This is a genomic window from Mesorhizobium sp. M0571, assembly GCF_040320985.1.
Taxonomy (GTDB): Bacteria; Pseudomonadota; Alphaproteobacteria; order Rhizobiales; family Rhizobiaceae; genus Mesorhizobium.
This window is the reverse complement of the sequence record NZ_JAMYQT010000024.1, coordinates 1-21,184: the sequence shown is the minus strand read 5'-3', so window position 1 is coordinate 21,184 and position 21,184 is coordinate 1. Positions and strand designations below refer to the sequence as shown.

At 62.1% G+C, this 21,184-nt stretch carries 24 protein-coding genes and 1 pseudogene; 15 read left to right on the top strand and 10 right to left on the bottom strand.

Going from position 1 to position 21,184, the window contains the following annotated elements:
• Positions 1-2 precede the first annotated feature (2 nt).
• The 4 genes from NKI85_RS24755 to NKI85_RS24740 form a co-directional block, all read right to left on the bottom strand.
• Entirely contained in the window at positions 3-563 is a 561-nt protein-coding gene (locus tag NKI85_RS24755) for an RNA polymerase sigma factor (RefSeq protein ID WP_352528215.1), read from the bottom strand.
• A gap of 67 nt (positions 564-630) precedes the next feature.
• Positions 631-1,386: a dienelactone hydrolase family protein gene (locus NKI85_RS24750; RefSeq protein WP_352778481.1), complete on the bottom strand. Its 756-nt coding sequence runs from the start codon at positions 1,384-1,386 to the stop codon at positions 631-633.
• A 104-nt stretch (positions 1,387-1,490) separates the two neighbouring features.
• A complete protein-coding gene (locus NKI85_RS24745; protein ID WP_352778479.1) occupies positions 1,491-2,162 on the bottom strand; it encodes a hypothetical protein in 672 nt (223 codons plus the stop codon).
• Positions 2,163-2,269: 107 nt separating this feature from the next.
• On the bottom strand, positions 2,270-3,844 hold the full coding sequence (locus NKI85_RS24740; protein WP_352528181.1) for a trimethylamine methyltransferase family protein: 1,575 nt from the start codon (positions 3,842-3,844) through the stop codon (positions 2,270-2,272).
• A gap of 308 nt (positions 3,845-4,152) precedes the next feature.
• On the opposite strand from NKI85_RS24740, the gene NKI85_RS24735 reads away from it, so the two are divergent.
• Positions 4,153-4,851: a cobalamin B12-binding domain-containing protein gene (locus NKI85_RS24735; RefSeq protein WP_023676506.1), complete on the top strand. Its 699-nt coding sequence runs from the start codon at positions 4,153-4,155 to the stop codon at positions 4,849-4,851.
• Between the two features lie 81 nt (positions 4,852-4,932).
• On the opposite strand, the gene NKI85_RS24730 is transcribed toward NKI85_RS24735, so the two are convergent.
• The gene (locus NKI85_RS24730; protein ID WP_292654758.1) at positions 4,933-5,073 is read right to left on the bottom strand and encodes an EncA/B family entericidin; all 141 of its coding nucleotides are present in this window, start codon (positions 5,071-5,073) and stop codon (positions 4,933-4,935) included.
• A 64-nt stretch (positions 5,074-5,137) separates the two neighbouring features.
• On the opposite strand from NKI85_RS24730, the gene NKI85_RS24725 reads away from it, so the two are divergent.
• Complete coding sequence (locus NKI85_RS24725) at positions 5,138-5,767, top strand: DUF1638 domain-containing protein (RefSeq protein ID WP_352528179.1); 630 nt, start codon at positions 5,138-5,140, stop codon at positions 5,765-5,767.
• Between the two features lie 8 nt (positions 5,768-5,775).
• Here NKI85_RS24725 and NKI85_RS24720 read toward each other — a convergent pair whose 3' ends face one another.
• Positions 5,776-6,699 (bottom strand): NAD-dependent epimerase/dehydratase family protein, encoded by a 924-nt coding sequence (locus tag NKI85_RS24720; RefSeq protein WP_352778476.1) that lies wholly within the window; start codon positions 6,697-6,699, stop codon positions 5,776-5,778.
• A gap of 123 nt (positions 6,700-6,822) precedes the next feature.
• On the opposite strand from NKI85_RS24720, the gene NKI85_RS24715 reads away from it, so the two are divergent.
• The gene (locus NKI85_RS24715) at positions 6,823-7,398 is read left to right on the top strand and encodes a DUF4893 domain-containing protein (RefSeq protein ID WP_352778474.1); all 576 of its coding nucleotides are present in this window, start codon (positions 6,823-6,825) and stop codon (positions 7,396-7,398) included.
• A 32-nt stretch (positions 7,399-7,430) separates the two neighbouring features.
• Here the strand turns inward: NKI85_RS24715 and NKI85_RS24710 are convergent, their stop codons facing one another.
• A complete protein-coding gene (locus NKI85_RS24710) occupies positions 7,431-7,589 on the bottom strand; it encodes a hypothetical protein (RefSeq protein WP_352778596.1) in 159 nt (52 codons plus the stop codon).
• Here NKI85_RS24710 and NKI85_RS24705 point away from each other — a divergent pair.
• The 9 genes and pseudogenes from NKI85_RS24705 (at position 7,537) to NKI85_RS24665 (ending at position 16,398) form a co-directional block, all read left to right on the top strand.
• A pseudogene (locus NKI85_RS24705) lies at positions 7,537-8,258 on the top strand (formyl transferase). The gene NKI85_RS24710 and the pseudogene NKI85_RS24705 sit on opposite strands and share 53 nt — an antisense overlap.
• Before the next feature lie 47 nt (positions 8,259-8,305).
• Positions 8,306-9,217, top strand: coding sequence for a fatty acid desaturase family protein (locus NKI85_RS24700; RefSeq protein WP_352778471.1), 912 nt, complete (start codon positions 8,306-8,308; stop codon positions 9,215-9,217).
• A gap of 235 nt (positions 9,218-9,452) precedes the next feature.
• Positions 9,453-9,755 carry a virulence factor gene (locus NKI85_RS24695; protein WP_352528171.1) on the top strand — a complete coding sequence of 101 codons (303 nt, stop codon included), beginning with the start codon at positions 9,453-9,455 and terminating at the stop codon, positions 9,753-9,755.
• Positions 9,748-10,371: a methylenetetrahydrofolate reductase C-terminal domain-containing protein gene (locus NKI85_RS24690; protein WP_352528169.1), complete on the top strand. Its 624-nt coding sequence runs from the start codon at positions 9,748-9,750 to the stop codon at positions 10,369-10,371. Before NKI85_RS24695 ends, NKI85_RS24690 begins: the two co-directional genes overlap by 8 nt.
• On the top strand, positions 10,368-11,459 hold the full coding sequence (locus tag NKI85_RS24685; protein ID WP_352528167.1) for a methylenetetrahydrofolate reductase: 1,092 nt from the start codon (positions 10,368-10,370) through the stop codon (positions 11,457-11,459). Before NKI85_RS24690 ends, NKI85_RS24685 begins: the two co-directional genes overlap by 4 nt.
• An 80-nt stretch (positions 11,460-11,539) precedes the next feature.
• Positions 11,540-12,514 carry a methyltetrahydrofolate cobalamin methyltransferase gene (locus NKI85_RS24680; RefSeq protein WP_023719929.1) on the top strand — a complete coding sequence of 325 codons (975 nt, stop codon included), beginning with the start codon at positions 11,540-11,542 and terminating at the stop codon, positions 12,512-12,514.
• Between the two features lie 113 nt (positions 12,515-12,627).
• Positions 12,628-14,697, top strand: a complete 2,070-nt coding sequence (locus NKI85_RS24675) for an ASKHA domain-containing protein (RefSeq protein ID WP_352778466.1) — start codon at positions 12,628-12,630, stop codon at positions 14,695-14,697.
• A 302-nt stretch (positions 14,698-14,999) separates the two neighbouring features.
• Positions 15,000-15,182: a hypothetical protein gene (locus NKI85_RS24670; protein WP_352528163.1), complete on the top strand. Its 183-nt coding sequence runs from the start codon at positions 15,000-15,002 to the stop codon at positions 15,180-15,182.
• Positions 15,183-15,414: 232 nt separating this feature from the next.
• Positions 15,415-16,398: an alpha/beta hydrolase gene (locus NKI85_RS24665; protein WP_352528161.1), complete on the top strand. Its 984-nt coding sequence runs from the start codon at positions 15,415-15,417 to the stop codon at positions 16,396-16,398.
• 6 nt (positions 16,399-16,404) lie between these two features.
• On the opposite strand, the gene NKI85_RS24660 is transcribed toward NKI85_RS24665, so the two are convergent.
• Positions 16,405-17,304 (bottom strand): LysR substrate-binding domain-containing protein, encoded by a 900-nt coding sequence (locus NKI85_RS24660; protein ID WP_352778463.1) that lies wholly within the window; start codon positions 17,302-17,304, stop codon positions 16,405-16,407.
• Positions 17,305-17,535: 231 nt separating this feature from the next.
• Here NKI85_RS24660 and NKI85_RS24655 point away from each other — a divergent pair, with 231 nt between their 5' ends.
• The 3 genes from NKI85_RS24655 to NKI85_RS24645 all read left to right on the top strand — a co-directional run bounded on the left by NKI85_RS24655 (position 17,536) and on the right by NKI85_RS24645 (position 19,476).
• Positions 17,536-17,721 carry a hypothetical protein gene (locus NKI85_RS24655; RefSeq protein WP_352528155.1) on the top strand — a complete coding sequence of 62 codons (186 nt, stop codon included), beginning with the start codon at positions 17,536-17,538 and terminating at the stop codon, positions 17,719-17,721.
• 332 nt (positions 17,722-18,053) lie between these two features.
• Positions 18,054-18,188, top strand: a complete 135-nt coding sequence (locus NKI85_RS24650) for a hypothetical protein (RefSeq protein ID WP_013894968.1) — start codon at positions 18,054-18,056, stop codon at positions 18,186-18,188.
• A 349-nt stretch (positions 18,189-18,537) separates the two neighbouring features.
• Positions 18,538-19,476, top strand: a complete 939-nt coding sequence (locus NKI85_RS24645; RefSeq protein WP_352528211.1) for a GlxA family transcriptional regulator — start codon at positions 18,538-18,540, stop codon at positions 19,474-19,476.
• Positions 19,477-19,509: 33 nt separating this feature from the next.
• Here the strand turns inward: NKI85_RS24645 and NKI85_RS24640 are convergent, their stop codons facing one another.
• Both NKI85_RS24640 and NKI85_RS24635 read right to left on the bottom strand, forming a co-directional pair.
• Entirely contained in the window at positions 19,510-20,295 is a 786-nt protein-coding gene (locus NKI85_RS24640; RefSeq protein ID WP_352528153.1) for an ABC transporter ATP-binding protein, read from the bottom strand.
• Entirely contained in the window at positions 20,292-21,068 is a 777-nt protein-coding gene (locus NKI85_RS24635) for an ABC transporter permease (RefSeq protein ID WP_352528151.1), read from the bottom strand. Before NKI85_RS24635 ends, NKI85_RS24640 begins: the two co-directional genes overlap by 4 nt.
• Positions 21,069-21,184 lie beyond the last annotated feature (116 nt).

Sequence of the window (21,184 nt, the reverse complement as noted above, 5' to 3'; positions counted from 1 at the left end):
GGTCACACTTCCCCGGCTGAACGCATCAGCGTCTTCAACCGTTTCTTCGCCTCATGGATGTGCCAGGAAACCGTCGTCTCCGAGATCGCCATCGCCTCGGCGGCGGCCGCGTGGCTCAGCCCTTCGCCATAGACCAGCAGCACCGCGTCGCGCTGCTTGTCAGGAAGCTTGCGCACCGCTGCCCAGAGCGCCTCGGCCGGATCTTCCGGCTCGACCGAGGTTCCCCCCGAAATCAGCGCATAGGCGCCATACGCCTCGGTCTTGGCAGTGTCGCGGGCGGTCTTGCGCATCACGTCACGCGCCGCATTCAGCGTCATGGCGTAGAGCCATGTCGTGAAGGCGCCGCTGCCATGATAGTCGCGGATCGCCCGGCCAAGCCGGACGCAGACTTCCTGGGCGATATCCTCGGCGTCGGCCTTTTTCCCGCACCAGCGATAGGCGGCGCGATAGACGAAACCGTAGTGCCTTTCGAGCAACTTGCCGAAAGCACCCCGATCTCCGCCCTTCGCCCGCCCGATCAGTTCAGCGTCGGAGGCTTCGCTTTCGTCCAGCATCATCGCCATCATTGCCTGTTGGACGAAGGCTAATGGCTGTTCCTTGGGGCGATGGAAAGAATTTTTTGGCGCGCCGTCACGTCGTAACGGTTGGCGTGCCCTGACCGAGCGTCTCCGCGAACAGCGTCGTCAGCCGCTTCCAGTGGCGCTCGGCGCCGGCTGCATCGAAGGCGCTGTGGTCCGGCACGCACCAGCCATGCGCCATGCCGGCATAGTTCTCTATCACATGGTCGACCTCAGCCGCGCGCAGCGCTTCGGCCAGCCGCGCCGCTTGTGCGGGCGGAAAGCTGCGGTCGACACCCGCAGTGCCGATATAGACCTTTGCCTTCACCGAGGCGGCCTTCCGGTGCGGACTGTCGGCAGCGTCACCAGCCAGATTGCCGCCATGGAAACTGGCCGCCACAACGATGCGGTCGGGATGGCTGGCCGCCGCGTTCAACGCCCGCGCTCCACCCATGCAGTAGCCGACAATGCCGACCGGCCCGGTCAGGCCTTGGGCAGCAAGCGCATCGAGGAAAGCGCCGCTGTCGCGGATTGTCATCTCCTGGGTCGTGCCGCCGACGAGAGCTGTGACCGCCGCCTTGCTCTTCTCTTCGCTGAACGCAGTCTTGGGATCGAAGGGGCCGTAGGGCGCATTGCGGTAAAAAAGATCCGGCACCAGCACCGCGTAGCCCTCGTCCGTGAGCCGCTCTGCCATTTGATCGAGCGCCGGTCGCGGGCCGAAAGCGTCCATGTAGAGGATGATCGCTGCCTTGGCCGGGGCTGCCGAGCGGAACAGCCCGGCTTTGGCCACGCCGTCACTTGTCTTGATCTGCATCGCTTGCTTGGCCATCATCCGCTCCGTTGACGTGTCGTGCGATAGATATCTGCGGTGACCGTCGCGGCAAGCCGTAATGAGGCGATCTCCTTCAAGATTTCGTGCGGCATTCGGCGACGCTAAATACGCGCGAATGCTGCCATGTGAAAGGCCTGAACCTTGGCCGGATAGCGATAATCGGCGCCGTAAGGACAGGCGTTGCGATCAAGGCAGCCGCCGGTCCGGCAAGGCGCGCCATGGTCTCCGCGCACATGCGCCAGACAAGTTTCATGCGCAAAACCATCCGCAGAATAAGCCTCGACCGGACAGGATTTCAGGCAAGGCTTTTCGGCACATGTGTCGCAAAGGTGAATCGCGTCGCGAGGTTCTCGAAGCGCCATCTCGTTTTCGAACAGCAGCGCGCCGCGATAGGCATGCCAGAGCCCGTATAGCGGATGCACGAGGATGCCGAGCGGCGACGGCTTCAGCCCCTCCGCCCGCATCGCCCATTGCTGGAACGGCAGATAAGGCCTATCGGACGGCGACACCGCGCGTGCCCCGAATTTTTCGGCCACCGCGCCGATCGCTTCGCGCGACCATGTGTCGAGCGGATTGGCGAAGGATTGTGATCGTTTCTCCAGCCAGCGCAGGAAGTGCGGCCAAGGTGCGGCACCCGCCTGCCCCACCAGCAGGACGGATCTGGCAGCAGCGCCGGAGAGACCGGAAGGTGTTTCCTCACCGCCCGCAAAATTGAAGCCGCCGCGCAGGATGAGGCCGTGGGCGGAAAGCGCAGCCGCGATGGTTTCGATCATGCTGCCCTCGAGGATCATCCCTTCTTGTCCGGGTCGGAGAAGGCGCTCCGCCAGACTTCTTTGTGGATGATGTCGGCGACTTTAGCCCCGCCTGATTCGGGCTCCTTTCAGGTGAAGGCGTCGGCCATCGACGCCTTCTTCCTGGCGATGAAGTCCTTCAGCCCGTCGTCGATGCCCGGGTCGAGATACGGCGCCTCGTAGCTCTCCAACCAGCGGCGGGCGAGCTCGTTGGCCCGCTGCGGCGCGGTTTTTTCGCCTTCGGCCAGCCACTGCTCGTAGGAATTGTTATCGGCGATGTTGGAACGGTAGAACGCGGTCTGGAAATTGGCCTGGGTGTGATCGCAGCCGAGATAATGGCTGCCCGGGCCGACCTGGCGGATGGCATCCATCGCCTGGCCATTTTCCGACAGGTCGACACCTTCGGAGAACTTCTGCGTCATGCCGAGCTGGTCGATGTCCATCACGAACTTTTCGTAGCAGGAGGCCAGACCGCCCTCGAGCCAGCCGGCCGAATGCAGCACGAAATTGGTGCCGGCGAGGATCGTCGAGTTCAGCGTGTTGGCGCTCTCATAGGCCGCCTGCGCATCGGGGATTTTTGAAGCACAAAGCGAGCCGCCCGTGCGGAACGGCAGGCCGAGCCGGCGGGCAAGCTGGGCGGCGCCATAGGAAACCAGCGACGGCTCCGGCGTGCCGAAGGTCGGCGCGCCAGACTGCATTGAGATCGACGAGGCGAAGGTGCCGAACAGCACCGGCGCGCCCGGCCGGATCAGCTGCGTGAACGACGCGCCGGCCAGCACTTCGGCCAAAACCTGCGTCAGCGTACCGGCGACCGTCACCGGGCTCATCGCACCGGCAAGGATGAACGGCGTGACGATGCAGGCTTGGTTGTGGCGCGAATAGACTTTCAGCGCTCCCAGCATGGTTTCGTCGAACACCATCGGCGAGTTGGCATTGATCAGGCTGGTCAGCACCGTGTTGTTCTCGACGAAATCGTCGCCGAACACGATCTTGGCCATTGCCACCGTATCTTCGGCGCGCTCGGGCGCAGTCACCGAACCCATGAACGGCTTGTCGGAATATTTGATATGGCTGTAGACCATGTCGAGATGGCGCTTATTGACCGGTACGTCGACCGGCTCGCAAACCGTGCCGCCCGAATGGTGGATCGACGGCGCCATATAGGCGAGTTTTACGAAATTCCGGAAATCCTCGATCGTCGCATAGCGCCTGACCCCGTCGAGATCGCGCACGAAGGGCGGTCCATAGACCGGCGCGAACACGGTCGCGTTGCCGCCGATCTGCACCGAGCGCTCGCCGTTGCGGGCGTGCTGGGTATAGACGGACGGAGCGGTCTTCAACAGCGAGCGGCAGAGGCCCTTGGGGAAATGCACGCGCTCGCCCTTGACGTCGGCGCCCGCCTCTTTCCAAAGCTGCAGTGCCTCGGCGTCGTCGCGGAAGATGATGCCAATCTCTTCCAGCACCGTGTCGGTGTTCTTTTCGATCAGCGCCAGCCCTTCCTCGTCCAACACTTCATAGACGTTGATCTTGCGCTTGATATAGGTGAGCTGTGTGCCGGGGCCGCCGCCCGAACGTGCAGCTCGTCGGGCTGCGGCGCCACCGCTGGCAGCGCGCCCGCGCCGTGCGTTTGACGCTTCCTGATCGACCGGCGCGTTCTCACTCATAATCGTTCTTCCCTGGCTTTCGTTCTGGCCTGATTTGCTTTGGCCGGGCTCTTGTTCCGGCCTGAAATCCGTTTGCGGCCGCATATTGCGGTCTCTGGCCGGATCGTAGCCATGCACCCTATTCGAAACGGCCCGCCAGCGCCAACGCCTGTCGCAAAATCGACAAGAATTCTAAGAGATTTACGGTCGCTTTCCTTTTGCGGGAAGTCGCAAATCAGCTATGGACAACCGGCCCGCGCGGGTTAGGTATTGACGCGATATTTTTAAGCTGCCGCGATAGTTGTAGCCGGCAAGGAGCCTGAGAAAAAATGGCCGACGACGAGATCATCCTTTCGGAACTCTCCGACGACGAGTTGGTGCAGCAGATGCACGACGACCTTTACGACGGGTTGAAGGAAGAAATCGAGGAAGGCACCAACATCCTTCTCGAGCGCGGCTGGGCGCCTTACAAGGTTCTGACCGAGGCTCTGGTCGAAGGCATGCGCATCGTCGGCGAGGATTTTCGCGACGGCATCCTGTTCGTTCCGGAAGTGCTGCTATCGGCCAACGCGATGAAGGCCGGCATGTTCATCCTGCGTCCGCTGCTTGTCGCCACCGGCGCGCCGAAGCAGGGCAAGATGGTGATCGGCACCGTCAAGGGCGACATCCACGACATCGGCAAGAACCTCGTCGGCATGATGATGGAAGGCGCCGGCTTCGATGTCATCGACCTCGGCATCAACAATGCGGTCGAAAAATACCTCGACGCCATCGAAAAGCACCAGCCCGACATCATCGGCATGTCGGCCCTGCTGACCACGACCATGCCTTACATGAAGGTCGTCATCGATACGATGAAGGAAAAAGGCATTCGCGACGATTATGTCGTGCTGGTCGGCGGCGCACCGCTTAACGAGGAATTCGGCAAGGCCGTCGGCGCCGACGCCTATTGCCGCGACGCCGCGGTGGCGGTCGAGACCGCCAAGGACTTCATGAAGCGCAAGCACAACGTCCGCGCTTCGGCCTGAGCCAACAAATTCGGCTCCGACGAGAAAAGCCGCGCCTTGCAGTGCGGCTTTTTTATTCCCAAATGTCTGAAACCGTGCAGATCAGGGTTTCTTGACGGTATCGTCAACGGCCTTCGCAGTGGATTTGAGATCCTTGCCGACGCCTCGAACCGTGTTGGCGCAAGCCGAAACAGCCAAGGCGCAGGCGAGAATAGCGATTGGCGCAACGCGGAACAATTTCATGATTGGTGTCTCCCTCAGCACATAAATTTGCTGGACAGCAACGAAGATCGATTAGACTGGTTCCATGAGTACCGCGCGAAAACAACAATCCGATCAAGGCGACAAGCTGCTCGTCATCGCCTGCGGGATGATTGCGCGCGAAGTTCTGGCGGTCAAGGAGCAGCTCGGGCTCGACCATCTCGACCTGACCTGCCTGCCGGCGGAGTTCCATTTCTATCCGGACCGCATCCCGCCGGCCATGGACAAGGCTATCGAGAAGGCCAAGACCGACGGCTACAAACACATCTTCGTCGGCTATGCCGATTGCGGCACTGGTGGCCTGCTTGACCGCATCTGCGAGAAGCACGGCGTCGAGCGCATGGCCGGACCGCATTGCTTTGCCTTCTATCAGGGCATGGATGCCTATGCGAAGGTCGCCGATGACGACATGATGTCGTTCTATATGACCGACTTCCTATGCCGGCAATTCGATGCTTTCTTCATGAAGCCGCTCGGCCTCGACAAGCACCCGGAGCTGATCAAGGACTATTTCGGCAATTACGAGAAGCTGATCTATATCGCCCAGACCGACGATCCGGAGCTCGACAAGGTCGCCGAAAAGGCCGCGAAAATGCTCGGCCTCGCCTATGAGCGCCGCTCGACCGGCTATGGCGACCTGACGAAGGAGTTGGCCAGCGCTGCAGTCCTGGCTTGACGATACTTCTAGGTAACGCCCTCTTCAGCTTCTAGCCCGGCGAGCACATCGGCAAAGCTCGTCTTGCAGACGAAATCCAGCCGGTCCCTCGCACGCGAAGCATCGTAGATCCGGTCGATCGACGAAAACATCGTCCAGCCTTTCTTCGCGTAGAGCGCCGGATAATCCGGGAAATAGCGCGCCACGACCGACGGTGCGTCGGCGATCAATGCCGGGCAATCGTCGGGTTGGAACGGTGTTGGCGCCGAAATGATGAAGATGTCGAAGCCCAATTGCGGTGCTTTCTCCAAGGCGGCGATATGGGCATCGGCAGCATCCTCCACCGTGAGCCGGCGAAACAGCAGTTCATTTGCCTTGGTGTTGACGTCCGACTGTTCGATCACATGCGCCATGTCATCGGTTTCGGGGAAGAAACGGGCGGTGCGCAGCACAATCACCGGAAGGCCGAACTCGAGCTGGTAGAGGCGACAAAGATGTTCCGCCGCGAGCTTGGTGATGCCGTAGATGTTGCGTGGCTCGGGCGACGTGTCTTCCGTCAGCCATGCCGCCTTGCGCGCGCCGCCGGTAAAGCCGGCGCGTATAGCCTGGGAAATCATCAGCGACGTCGTCGACGTAAACACGAAGCGCTGAACGCCGAATGCAGCGGCCGCGTCGAGCAGGTTGAGCGTGCCGCGCACATTCGCCTCGACGAATTCCTCGTTGCGATGGCGTTCGATATCGGGCTTGTGCAGCGCGCCGCTATGGATGATGGCCTCGATGCGATTCTCCTCGACGGCCCGCATGACCAGATCGCGATCGGCGACTGAGCCGACGATTCGCGTTTCCGAGGATGAGACGGGATCGAGGCCGGTGACATCATGGCCGAGGGCCCGCAGGCGCGGCGCCAAGGCGCTGCCCAGCCAACCCGATGATCCCGTCAGCAAGATCCGCATTCATTCCGCCTCGTTTCTGCTGTTGATGCTGTCAAGCATGGATGACAGAGCGCTGCGAGACATTAAGGTATGCGCCAGACAAGAAAACAGGCTGCTCCAGCCATTAAACGGGAAACGCCACCAATGATCGCTCGCCTCATGTTTGCCGCAGCAGCTGTCCTCTGCTTGACCCTGCCCGCGTTCGCCGACGGCGAAGTGCAGAAGCTGATCACGACTGCCGACAAGGCGCGGCTCGACAAATATGGCGAGACGCGCAAGGCAGCGCTTGACGAGGCGAAGGCCGGCGACCCCGCCGAGGTCAAGCAACTCGATGCATTGCTGGCAAAGCCCCTGGTTTCCTTCTCCGACAAGGACCTGACTGGCAATTGGCAATGCCGCACCATCAAGGCCGGCGGGCTCAACCCGCTGGTCATCTATGGCTGGTTCAAATGCAAGGTGAGCGACGACGGTTCCGGCTGGAGATTGGAAAAGATCACCGGTTCGCAGCGCACCAAGGGCCGCTTCTTCGATGATGGCGAGAAACGCGCGATCTATCTTGGTTCCTTCTACGTCAACGACGATCCGGCAAAGCCCTACGGCAGCGGCCCGGAAAGCGATCAGGTCGGCTATGCCTTCCGCAACAGCGCCAGCGAATGGCGCATCGAGTTCCCGGCGCCCCACTACGAATCGAAGCTCGACATCCTCGAATTCAAGCGCTGAGCCCCCGATCACCAAGGATTAACCCGGCCAGCCTAGCATTCGCGCGCAAAGAACAGGTCTTTGCGGGGGGCGCGAAGCATGGCACGGTCGAAAACAAACCAGCGGCCGATCGTCGTCGTCACCGAAGGCGGTCCGCATATCTGGGCGATCGTCAACGCCATCGCCGACCAACTCGGGCCTGTCAGCGTCATCCTCGAAGCCCCTGAATCCAAAAAGCAATTGCTGCTCGGGCGGGCGCGGCGGCAAGGCTGGACCTCGGCCATCGGTCAACTCGGCACGATGATGCCGACCCGGCTCGGCAAGCGCTTCTTCGCCGGCCACGCAGCACGGCTCGCGCCGAGCAGAAGCTGCAAACCGAACCCAAGCCTGGGCAAAAGATCATCCATGTCCCGTCGGCCAACGCGCCGGAGTGCCTGCAGGCGATCGACGAAATCCAGCCGGGTGTCGTACTGCTCGCCGGCTGCCGCTTGCTGTCGCGGCAGACGCTGGCGAAAATCCGTTGCCCGGTCCTCAACTACCATGCCGGCATCGCCCCGAAATATCGTGGCATGAACGGCGGCTACTGGGCGCTGGCTTCAGATGATGCGGAAAACTTCGGCACCACCGTGCATCTGGTTGACGCCGGTGTCGACACCGGCGGCGTGCTACGGCAGGCGCGCGGCAAACCGCAGCCGGGCGATACCATTTCAAGCTACGCGTTGCGGCAGGCGGCGTTCTCGCGCGACATCTGCGTCGAGGTGGTCAGGGATGTGCTGGCCGGCAAGCTCGGTACGGTCGATCCCGGCCTGCCTTCGAAACAATGGTATCATCCAACGATCTGGTTCTATCTCTGGACCGGGATAAGAAACGGCGTCTGGTGACACGCGCGCCGATTTACCGGACACCCACCCGCCGCTAACATTGCATCATGAGCGACATCGACCACCGCACCATCATTGCCGGCCTTTCGGTCGAGGAACGTCGCGACCTCACCGCCAGGCTTGACGGGCCAGGCATTGTCCGGCTGGCCGTCCATGGCGGGCTGGTTATCGTGCTGGGCGCGCTGATCGCCGCCCGCATTCCGTTCTGGCCGCTTCTCGTCTTGCCGCAGGGCATCTTGATCGTCTTCTTCTTCACGCTGCTGCACGAGACCATCCATGAAACGGCGTTCAGGACGGCGTCGCTCAATCGCGCTATCGCCACCGTGACCGGCTTCCTGATCCTGCTGCCGCCGGCATGGTTCCGCTATTTCCATTTCGCCCATCACCGTCACACGCACGACCCGGACAACGATCCCGAACTGATGGCCCCGAAGCCGGAAACCATCGGCCAATATCTGCGCTATCTGTCCGGCGGCCCCTATTGGATAGGCATGGCCCGCGTAGTCGCAACCAATGCGGCGGGCCGCAACCGCGACGGCTTCGTACCGGAAAAGGGCCGCAGTAAGGTGGTTGCGGAAGCACGGCTGTTCCTGATCGGCTATGCGGTGTTGCTGACCGCATCACTCGCCGTACAGTCGGCACTGCTGTTGTGGATCTGGATCGTGCCGGTGCTGGTCGGGCAGCCGTTTTTGCGGGCCTACCTGCTGGCCGAGCACGCGTTGTGCCCGCATGTCGCCAACATGCTCGAGAACACCCGCACCACCTTCACCACAAGGCTGGTGCGCTTCGTGGCTTGGAACATGCCGTACCATTCCGAGCACCATTCCTATCCGGCCGTTCCCTTCCACCGCCTGCCGCGCTTCCACCAGATTGTCGCGGAGCATTTGCGCACGACGGAACGGGGTTACGTGCGCTTTCACCGGAAACTTGTCGGCAGCTTCGATGGTCGCGCCGGCTGACCTGCGCTGAAACAGACATCGCTTTCATCGGCGGTCGTCGATTGCGTCGCTTTTGAAGGCGCCCGCGTCGTCCCATAACAAGCAGCCGAACAGCGCTTTCGGCAATGCTCGAAACCACTGCATCGGCCTAAAGATCGGAATCGATCTTCGGAGGGCACGATACAGCGGAGTTAAGTGGTAGAGCGTCGTTTGTGCGTTCGATTGGACGCGCGGGGCTCTACAGGAGCAGGAATTCATGGCCGATCTGATCGTCGTCTACTGGCGCGACATCCCCGCCCAAGTCATCGTCAAGAAGGGCCGGCAGAACGCCAAGCGCGAACTGCCGCTGCGCTTCACCGAGGCGATCGACATGTGCGCCATGCGCACCGGCGCCGGCGGCACCGACGACTATCTTGCCGAATGGCGCAAGGCAGAGCCCATCCCAGTCAGTGACGATCTTGAAGCCGAGGCCGAGAAGGCTCTTCAGGAGATCGATACCACATACGACCGCGAGCGGCTGGTCGCTCTGGTCAAGGCGGGCGGCAAAGAAAATGTCTGATCTCCAGCCAACGCCGGTGACGACGGCTCAAACCGGCCTGACCCAAGCGACCATCGTCAAGAAGGCGGCGCCGAAATCCGACTACAAGCCGGCCGACGTGTCGCCGCAGCGGCGCGTGCAGCGCTCGTTTGCGGTGCGGCTTTGGTCGGTGCGGCATTCGCGGCTGCTTGAATGGTTCTACGCCAAATTCGCCGACATGTTCCTGGCTCTCCACCCGCTATGGAAGGGCATCGGCTACAGCCGTGTCGAAGGGCCGGTGAAATTCGTCGAAAAGCGCGTCAAGGGTTTCATGTTCGACTGCCGCATGTGCGGCCAGTGCGTCCTTTCCTCGACCGGCATGTCGTGTCCGATGAATTGCCCCAAGCAATTGCGCAACGGCCCTTGCGGCGGTGTCCGCGCCAACGGCAATTGCGAGGTCGAGCCTGATATGCCTTGCGTCTGGGTCAAGGCCTGGGAAGGCTCGCAAAACATGGTGCATGGCGACAAGATTTTTGACGTGCAGAAGCCGGTGGACCAGTCCTTGCGCGAAACCTCCGCCTGGCTGCGGGTCACCGCGCAGGCCGCAGCCGCCCGCAATGCGGCCCAGAATACTACGAACACCGGAGCGTCGGCATGATCGGCCGCCAGCCAGACGAGAATCCGGCCGGCATCCATCTGCCGCTCGATCCCCTGCCCGGCCACACCTCGCGCGGCCGGCTGGAGCGGGTCCTGCGGCGCGGCGAGTTCGCCGTGACGACCGAGCTCAACCCGCCCGATAGCGCCGATCCCGAGGACGTCTACAACCGCGCCAGGATCTTCAACGGCTGGGTCGACGCCATCAATGCCGTCGATGCTTCCGGCGCCAACTGCCACATGTCGTCGGTCGGCATCTGCGCGCTGCTGACCCGCATGGGCTATGCCCCGATCATGCAGATCGCCTGCCGCGACCGGAACCGCATCGCTATCCAGGGCGATGTGCTGGGCGGCGCGGCGATGGGTGTTGCCAACATGCTCTGCTTGACCGGCGACGGCGTGCAGGCCGGCGATCAGCCCGGTGCCAAGCCGGTGTTCGATCTCGACTGCATGTCGCTGCTCGAAACCTGCCGCATCATGCGCGACAATGGCAAGTTCCTGTCCGGCCGCAAATTGACGACGCCGCCGCAGCTTTTCCTTGGCGCGGCGATCAATCCGTTCGCGCCGCCGATCGATTTCCGTCCCCATCGGCTGGGTAAGAAGATCGCCGCCGGAGCGCAATTCGTGCAGAGCCAGTACTGTTTCGACGTGCCGATGTTCCGCACCTACATGCAGAAGGTCCGCGATCTCGGCTACACCGAGAAATGCTTCATCCTGTGCGGCGTTGGGCCGCTCGCCTCGGCCAAGACGGCCAAATGGATCCGCTCCAACGTGCCGGGCATCCACATTCCCGACTCGATCATCAAGCGCCTGGAAGGCGCCCAGGATCAGAAGAAGGAAGGCAAGCAGCTCTGCATCGACATAATCAATGAGGTGAAGGAAATTCCCGGTGTGTCCGGCGTCCATGTGATGGCCTATCGCCAGGAAGAATATGTCGCCGAGATCGTCGACGAATCCGGCGTGCTGAAGGGCCGCCAGCCGTGGAAGCGCGAAATCCGCCGCGACGACCAGCTCGTTGCCGACCGGCTCGACCACATACTGCATGACGACCTCACCGAAACCCAGGTCGACATGGTCAAGACCGCGCATTGACGGCGCGAATTGTCAGCATTCGCTTGATCAGAAACAGATAACGATATAAAGAAATCTTTATATCACGACGGAGAGATTTCATGACCCGGACCATCGTCGCCTCGGCGACACGAGAAATCATCATCGGCTTCGATCAGCCCTTCTGCGTGATCGGCGAGCGCATCAACCCGACCGGCCGCAAAAAACTGGCGGCCGAAATGATCGCGGGCAATTTTGAGACCGTCATCCGGGATGCGCTGGAGCAGGCCGCCTGCGGCGCAACCATGCTCGACGTCAATGCCGGCGTCACCTCGGTCAACCCGAACGAGACCGAACCCGGCCTGCTGGTGCAGACGCTGGAGATCGTGCAGGGCCTGGTCGACCTGCCGCTGTCGATCGACTCCTCGGTGACCGCGGCGATCGAAGCGGCGCTCAAGGTTGCCAAGGGCCGGCCGCTGGTCAATTCCGTCACCGGCGAGGAGGAAAAGCTCGAGGCCATCCTGCCGCTGGTCAAGAAATACAACGTTCCGGTGGTCGCCATTTCCAACGACGAGACCGGTATTTCGATGGACCCCGACGTGCGCTTCGCCGTCGCCAAGAAGATCGTTCAGCGCTGCGCCGACTTCGGCATTCCGGCGCATGACGTGGTCGTCGACCCGCTGGTCATGCCGATCGGCGCGCTGGGCGATGCCGGCCGCCAGGTGTTTGCACTGCTGCGCCGGCTGCGTGAAGAGCTCAAGGTCAACACCACTTGCGGCCTCTCCAACATCTCCTTCGGCCTGCCGCACCGCCACGGCATCAACGCCGCCTTCATTCCGATGGTGATCGGCGCCGGCATGACTTCGGCGATCATGAACCCGGTGCGGCCGCAGGAAATGGAAGCCGTGCGCGGCGCCAACGTGCTGAACGGCACCGATGAGAACTGCACCAACTGGATCAGGACCTACAAGGACTACAAGCCTGCCGAAGGCGGCCAGGCCGTTGCCGCCCGGACGCAGGTCAACGCGCCGGGCGACGGCAACGGCAATGGCGGACGCCGCCGCGGCGGCCGCGAAGCGCGGATGGCCCGGGGTTGAGCCATGGCTTGGCCGACACGATATGGGGCCTAGAAGTGGGGAGAACCGAACCGTAGCGGCATCGCTGCCGTGGCCCAAGACCCGAACGGCGTAGAAAGTAAAGTCTGGAACGCATGAACTCTCCCGTCAACATCACCGATCCGCTCGTGCTGTTCATGCCGTCCGGCAAGCGCGGGCGGTTTCCGGTGGGCACACCGGTGCTGGATGCCGCGCGCCAGCTCGGCGTCTATGTCGAGAGCGTGTGCGGCGGACGCGCCACCTGCGGGCGCTGTCAGATCGAGGTGCAGGAAGGCAATTTCGCCAAGCACAAGATCGTCTCTTCCAACGACCACATCTCGCCCAAGGGCGCCAAGGAAGAGCGCTACGAACGCGTGCGCGGCCTTCCCGAACGGCGCCGCCTGTCCTGCTCGGCGCAGATCCTCGGCGACCTCGTTGTCGACGTCCCGCAGGACACCGTCATCAACGCCCAGACCATCCGCAAGGATGCCGACACCAGGGTCATCGCCCGCGATTCGGCAATCCACATGTGCTATGTCGAGATCGAAGAGCCCGACATGCACAAGCCGCTCGGCGATCTCGATCGCCTGAAGATCGCGCTGATGAAGGACTGGGGCCTCAAGAGCCTCGATTTCGATTTCCATCTGTTACCGCAGGTGCAAGGCATCTTGCGCAAGGGCAACTGGACAGCGACCGCCGCCATCTACAAGGACGCCGACAGCGAGACCGCACGGGTCATCGCTTTGTGGCCCGGCCTCAAGAACGAGGCGTACGGGCTTGCCTGCGATATCGGCTCGACCACCATCGCCATGCATCTGGTGTCGCTGCTGTCGGGCCGTGTCGCCGCCTCGTCGGGCACGTCGAACCCGCAGATCCGCTTCGGCGAGGATCTGATGAGCCGCGTCTCCTACGTGATGATGAACCCGGACGGCCGCGAAGGCATGACAGTCGCGGTGCGCGAGGCGATCTCGGGTCTCGTCGACAAGGTCTGCGCGGAGGGCAACGTCCAGCGCAATGACATTCTGGATTCCGTCTTCGTCGGCAATCCGATCATGCACCATCTGTTCCTCGGCATCGACCCGACCGAACTCGGCGGCGCACCTTTCGCGCTGGCGGTCTCGGGTGCCGTGCACATCAAGGCATCGGACATCGGCCTGAAGCTCAACCAGGGCGCCAGGCTTTATATGCTGCCTTGCATTGCCGGCCATGTCGGCGCCGACGCGGCCGCCGTGACGCTGTCGGAAGGCCCGCACCGCCAGGACGAGATGATGCTGATCGTCGATGTCGGCACCAATGCCGAGATCGTGCTCGGCAATCGCACGCGGGTCGTGGCGGCCTCGTCGCCTACCGGCCCGGCCTTCGAGGGTGCCGAAATCTCCGGCGGCCAGCGCGCCGCTCCGGGTGCCATCGAGCGCGTCCGCATCGACCCTGAGACGCTGGAGCCGAAATATCGCGTCATCGGATCGGAACTATGGTCCGACGAGCCAGGCTTTCTCGACAGCGTCCAGGCGACTGGCGTCACCGGCATTTGCGGCTCCGGCATCATCGAAGTGGTCGCCGAGATGTATCTCGCCGGCATCATCTCCGAGGACGGTGTCGTCGATGGATCGCTGAGCGCCCACTCTTCTCGCGTCGTCGCCAACGGCCGCACCTTCTCCTATGTGCTGAAGGAAGGCGAGCCCAAGATCACCATCACCCAGACCGACGTGCGCGCCATCCAGCTTGCCAAGGCCGCCCTTTATGCCGGCACCAAGCTTTTGATGGAAAAGCAGCACACCGATCATGTCGACCGCATCCACTTCGCCGGCGCCTTCGGCTCCTTCATCGATCCGAAATATGCCATGGTGCTGGGCCTGATCCCCGATTGCGATCTCGACAAGGTCTCGGCCGTCGGCAATGCCGCCGGTGCCGGCGCCCGCATGGCGCTGTTGAACCGCGGATACCGCCGCGAGATCGAGGAAACCGTCAGCAAGATCGAAAAGATCGAGACGGCGCTGGAGCCGAAATTCCAGGAGCACTTCGTCTACGCCATGGCGCTGCCGAATAAGATCGACCCGTTCCCGAAGCTGTCGGCGGCGGTGAAACTGCCGCCGCGCAAGACGGTGAGCGAAGACGGTATTGCCGGCGACGCCGCCCCGCGGCGGCGTTCGCGCGAAGGCCACGCCGCGCGGCGCGGCCGAGGGTAGTGCGAACACCCTCAACCATTCCGGAATAGGTGCCGTCGGCGAAGTCGATCTCACCCTTGCCGACCCGGGCTGGGGAGATTGGATGTCGCTCGGCTTCCACCAACACCAGTGCCGAAGGCTGCCAGATGCCAGGCAGCGCCCATGCATTTTCATTTGTATGCAAATGTTTCCAGATCAACCAGATCTGGAAACGAAAATGCGTTTTCGTGAAATCCGCCAGATACATACGCGGCGCATTTAACCGCATCGACGGCAGTTAGAGAACATCTCTTGTCCCGCCGCAACACTCAAGGGAGAGCACGATGTCGATGTTCGAAACCCTCGGCCGCTATGGTGCGGCCTTCATGAAAACACGCGAAGCGCGCAAGTCGCTGCGCATCCTGAACAGCCTGCCGCCTGAGATCCAGAAGGACATTGGCTGGCCGGTGTCGCCGCGGTCGAGCGAAAAGAAGCTTTCGGTTGGCTGGGGCATGCGGCGCGGATGAAATTCGCCGACAAATGCAAGCTGCTTGGCATTCGCCGGGGCCGCATTGCTGCCGCGGCGCTGAGCAGTGCAGCGGTGCACCTGAGACGCCAAAAGAACTTGCCTCTTTCAACATAAGCCGGGATCACACCAGCGTGTTGAGACTGCGCAAATCTTGACATTTTGGACGAAGACACAATCTTCGAAGGTAGTAGGGGTTCTCTTAGTCGGCTCAGCCGAGTCCGTGTATCCGCATGCCCAGTTTCAAAAGCCACGTGGTGTCTTTCGTCCTCAGGTACAGCCGCAAGAAGGCGTTTTCCAGTCCGGAAAACCTGCAGCGCTGGATTGCCTATGCGCGCAAGACGGAAAACCACCAGCCGCCCGCATCGCTGCGGTCGCGCTTGGAAATCACGACCCGCGCCGTCGACGGCTTTCCCGTCTACGAGATCGCGCCCAAGGCAGGTGAACGAAGGCGGATACTCTACCTGCATGGCGGCGCCTACGTCTTTGAAATAACGCCCTATCATTGGCGGCTGATCGCCGACATGGCCGACCGTCTCGGGTTCGGTATCACCGTGCCGATCTATCCCATTGCTCCTGAACACGATTTCCACGCCATGTTCGGTATGGTCGGTGCCGTCTACCGCCAGATGTTCGGCGAAACCAGGGCGAATGACATCATCTTCATGGGTGATTCCGCCGGCGGCAACATGGCCGTCGTGCTGACCATGATGGCTGCGCAAGACGGCCTGCCCTTGCCGTCACGCCACGTGCTGATTTCGCCCGGCCTCGACGTGTCGCTCGCCAACCCCGAAATGTTCGAGGCTGAACGCAACGATCCTTGGCTGGGCATTGCCGGCGGGCGCGAGGCGATCCGGCTTTACAGCGCCGGCATGGATCCCACCGACTGGCGCATCAGCCCGCTTTACGGCGACCTGTCGGTGTTGCCCAAAACGCTGCTCCTGACCGGCTCGCGCGATCTGCTGACACCCGACAATCTGATCTTCGCGGAAAAAGCACGTGCGGCTGGCGTCGAAATGGAGGTCGTTCACGAGCAAGGCATGTTCCATGTCTGGCCGTTGATCGACATGCCCGAGGCACGGCGCGCGCGAGACAGCATCGTGGCGTTCTTGACCAGCGACACCGATGGATATCAAATCAAGGCTGGCGAGTTGTCTTTGCAAAGGACAGCGCGCGACCTGCCCGCTCGCGACATGGTCGCGCCGCTCCGGTCGTAGTTCAGCTCAGAACTTCCCAGTTTCCCTGAACACCTCGAACGTCGCGCGGATGTGGTCGGCGACCGCCTTCACCGGTGCGCTGGCATCCGGCGTCACCACCATGGCGAGGTTATAGGTGCCGATGTCAGGCATGCCGTCCTTCGGGCACAGCTCGACCATATCGTTGCCGAGGAACGACTTTGGCAGCGGCGCCACCGCAAGATCCGCCATAATCGCGGCGCGCTGGCCGGCCGTGTGCGCGCTCATATAGGCGATACGGTAGTTGCGGCCCTCACGGCCGAGCGCTTCGAGTGCCCCGGCCCGCCAGGCGCAACCCTCTTCCCACAATGAAACCGGCAGCGGCTCGCGCAGATGCGCACAGCCACCCTTGGCACCGGCCCAGACGATCGGCTCGGTCAGCAGCACTTCGGCGCCGAGCGCGCTTGTCTTGTAGGAGTTGGTGAGCAGCGTGATGTCGAGTGCCCGGTCGTCCATGCGCCGGCGCAGGTTGCTGCTCTGGTCGATGGTCACGTCGACCGCGATCGATGGGTGCGACTGTGCAAACCGCTTCAGCACATGCGGCAGCACACGTTCGCCGTAATCGTCCGGCGAGCCGAGCCGCACCACCCCGACAATGTCTGGAATGATGAACTTCGACACCACCTCGCGATTGATCGACAGCAGCCGGCGCGCATAGCCGAGCAGCATCTCGCCATCGGTGGTCAGCGTCACCGAACGCGCGTCGCGCGCGAACACCGAGCGGCCGAGAATGTCCTCCAACTTCTTGATCTGCATGGAGACGGCCGATGGCGTGCGGAAGACCGCGTTGGCCGCAGTGGTGAAGCTGCCGGTCTCGGCGATTGCAACGAAAGTGCGCAGAACATCCAGATCGAGCAGCGGCAGTGGATGATTGAGTGGGGCGTTCATCGGAACCGACCTTCAATTTTTCTGATGCAAACCATCATTCCATTTCGTTTGATTGAACATCAGATTGGCTGGATAGTCAACTCCATCGAAGGCAGGCTGCATCGAAGTTGGTCCCGAAACAACCATGACACGGACCTGCAATCGACACGAAATGAAGCTGAAACAAACCCGGTGTACCGCCTGACGCTGCAAGCGCCGGGACAATCCCGGCCCAACGCGAAGGAGAATGAGATGTCTATCCTGTCATCCATCGGTCGGATCGCGACCGAATTCAGCGAGGCCCGCGCGCGCTACCAGACGGAACGCGCCATCCGCGCGCTGCCGATCGAACTGCAGAAGGATATCGGCTGGCCCGAAGCTGCCGATGCCAAGACCGGCAGTCGCCATGGTGTGGGATCGTGGGCTGGAGCAAAGTAAACCGTGTGTATCAACAGCTGAAGGCCTGCCGCGCAGATCAGCCCGGCAGGCCTTTTTTTGTATTCAAATGATTTCCCGAGCCATGTCGCCGCAGCATGACGCATATGAGCAAGTTGCATAGAAGGCCGCGCCGGCAATCAACACGTTGTAAATAAACGTAAATCCTGGTCAGAATGCTCAAATATGTCGCATTCCGTGTCGCTTTTCATATCAAGTGCTTCGCTTTTGCGATTTAGTTTCCCCTCACGTAAGCCTATATCATCATCAACAAACGAGCTGCCCCACTCCATCAAGCGAAGGCGACCCGTCTGAGCAACCGAATGGAGATGATCATGAAGCTTTTTGCCCGCCTCTTTGCCCGCCGCGAAATGAACCTGACGACCGCGCTCGAGCGCCAGCGCCTCGCCAACACCATGCCCGGCCAGACCGGCGCCATGGCCGCCGCGCGCCTCGGCTTCGTCGCCTGAGACAGCAATCTTGACGGAAGCAGCCTAACGCTGCTTCGAAGTCGATCCAGTGCCGCTTCGGTTTTGCCGAGGCGGCGTTTTCGTGTGCGACGACCGTATCCGCCACGTCTGGTCAATCCGGCGGCATGTCGTGTCCTTCGCCGCATAGCGATTGCCCATTTGCGACCCATGTCGCAAATAAAGTCTTTCCGCTGCCGTCTAGCCAATTGACAGGAAACGTTTTTCCTGATGTCGCTATGCTGATCGCGACATCCTGTTCGCGCCATTGCAGCGTAAGGATCTACCCGTGAACGTCGTAAAACATCCGATTCGGCGATCGTTTGTATTCTTCCTGGTCCCCGATTTCACCATGATCGCCTTCGCGACAGCGCTCGATCCGTTGCGTTCGGCCAACCGCATGCTCGGCTATGAGGCCTATCGCTGGCGGCTCGCCAGCATAGACGGCAAGCCGGTGCGCGCCTCGAACGGCGTCGAATGCGCCGTCAACACCTCGCTGGAGGAAGAGCGCAAGAAAATGTCCGGACCGGACCGGCCGAGCATGGCCATCGTCTGCAGCGGCATCAATGTCGAGCGCTACCAGAACAAATCGGCCTTTGCCTGGCTGCGCGAGGAGTACAATCGCGGCGTTGCCGTTGGCGGCCTGTGCACCGGCGCGCATATCCTGGCCGCCGCCGGCCTGCTGTCCAACAAGCGCTGCGCCATCCATTGGGAGAACCTGCCGGGGTTTTCCGAGGCGTTCCCCAAGGCCAACGTCTTCGCCGACCTCTTCGAGATCGACCAGAACATCTACACCTGCGCCGGCGGCACTGCCGCGCTCGACATGATGCTGAAGCTGATCGGCGACGATTTCGACGAGAGCCTCGTCAACCGTGTGTGCGAGCAGGTGCTGACCGATCGCGTGCGCAGCCCGACCGACCGCCAGCGCCTGCCGCTGCGGGCGCGCCTTGGCGTGCAGAATTCCAAGGTGCTGACCATCATCGAACTGATGGAGGCCAATCTCTCCGAACCGCTGTCGCTGATCGAGATCGCCGACCATGTCGACCTGTCGCGCCGCCAGATCGAGCGCCTGTTCCGCACCGAGATGGGGCGCTCGCCTGCCCGCTATTATCTGGAGATCCGGCTTGACCGCGCCCGGCACCTGTTGATCCAGTCGTCTTTGCCGGTAGTCGAGGTGGCGGTCGCCTGCGGCTTTGTTTCCGCCTCACATTTCTCCAAATGCTATCGCGAGCTCTACGCCCGCTCACCTCAACAAGAACGCGTCGACCGCAAGCAGCTTCTGGCGGCTTGATCCAGCACAGTCAGCAGGGAGGAGCGCATTGAGTCATTGCGCTTCGGCCGTGCGCATTGCCTCGACGCGGATGTCTTCCGTCAGCCGCGCCTTCAGCGCCGAAAATTCCGGGCTGGTCTTCAGCGTGTAATGGCGCGGATGCGGCAGGTCGACGGCAACGTCCGACTTGATGCGGCCGGGCCGCGCCGTCATCACCACCACGCGTGACGCCATGAAGATCGCCTCCTCGATGTCGTGGGTGACGAACAGCACCGTTTTTTGCCGGCGCTCCCAGATGCCGAGAAGCAGCTCCTGCATCAGCCCGCGGGTCTGGTTGTCGAGTGCGCCGAATGGCTCGTCGAGCAGCAGGATCTCCGGATCGTTGGCCAGTGCCCGGGCAATCGCCGTGCGTTGCTGCATGCCGCCGGAAAGCTGCTTCGGCCAATGGTTCTCAAACCCTTTCAACCCGACGAGATCGACATAGGACGCGACGATGTCGCTGCGCTCGCGTTCGGCCATTCCGCGTTCGCGCAGGCCGAAGGCGATATTCTCGGCGACCGTCAGCCACGGGAACAGCGTATAGGACTGGAAAACCATGCCGCGATCGGGACCCGGCCGGTCCACTACCCTGCCGTCGAGCAACACGCGACCCTGGCTTGGAGCTTCGAGGCCGGCGACGATCCTGAGCAGCGTCGACTTTCCACAGCCGGACGGCCCGAGGATGGTGATGAAGTCGTTGGCGGCGATCGCCAGATCGATCGGCATCAGCGCCTGGACCGGCTGCCCGCCGCCGACACCGGCGAATGTGCGCGAGACGCCTTCGATGAGAAGCTTGCTCACGCCAAGCTCCACGGAAACAGCCAGCGGTTGAGCGCCTTGAAGGCGAAGTCCGACAAAAGACCGATCAGGCCGATGACGATTATGCCGAAGATGATCTGCCCCGTCGCCAGCCGCGACTGGCTGTTGATGATCATGTAACCGATGCCCGACGACGAGCCGATCAGCTCGGCGACGATGACATAGGTCCACGCCCAGCCGAGCACCAGCCGCAGCGTCTCGGCAATCTCCGGCGCGTTGGCCGGCATGATCACCCGCCGCACGATGCCGTTGTCGGACGAGCCAAGCGTATAGGCCGCCTCGACCAGGTCGCGCCGTGTGCCGCCGACCTTGACCGCGATGATCAGGATAATCTGGAATACCGAGCCGACGAAGATCACCAGCAGTTTCTCGAGTTCGCCGACGCCCGCCCACAGGATGAGCAGCGGAATGAAGGCCGATGCCGGCAGATAGCGGGCGAAGGAGACGAACGGCTCCAGGAACGCCTCCACCGGCTTCCAGGCGCCCATCACGATGCCGAGCGGCACGGCAACGATGGCCGCCATCAGGAACCCGCCGAAGACGCGCCAGATGGTGATGAGGATGTCCAGCCAGAAGCGGTCCTCGACCAGCAGCCGCCAGCCGTCTCTCACCATCGACAGCGGATCGGCAAGGAAGATGCGATTGACGTGACCGCCAAGCGTGATCCAGGCCCAGAACGCCACGAACAGCACGAAGAACGAGATGCCGAGCACGGTTCGGAGACCCGGCGAGACCGGATGCAAGGGGCGCGGCATCGTCAACCGTCCTTTGATCTAAATGAAAAGCGGCGGCGCGGGGGCGCCCCCGCCGCGCGATACTTACTTCTGGTGAGTGCGCGCACGCGCGGGTGTCGACCAGCGGAGAGCCGGCA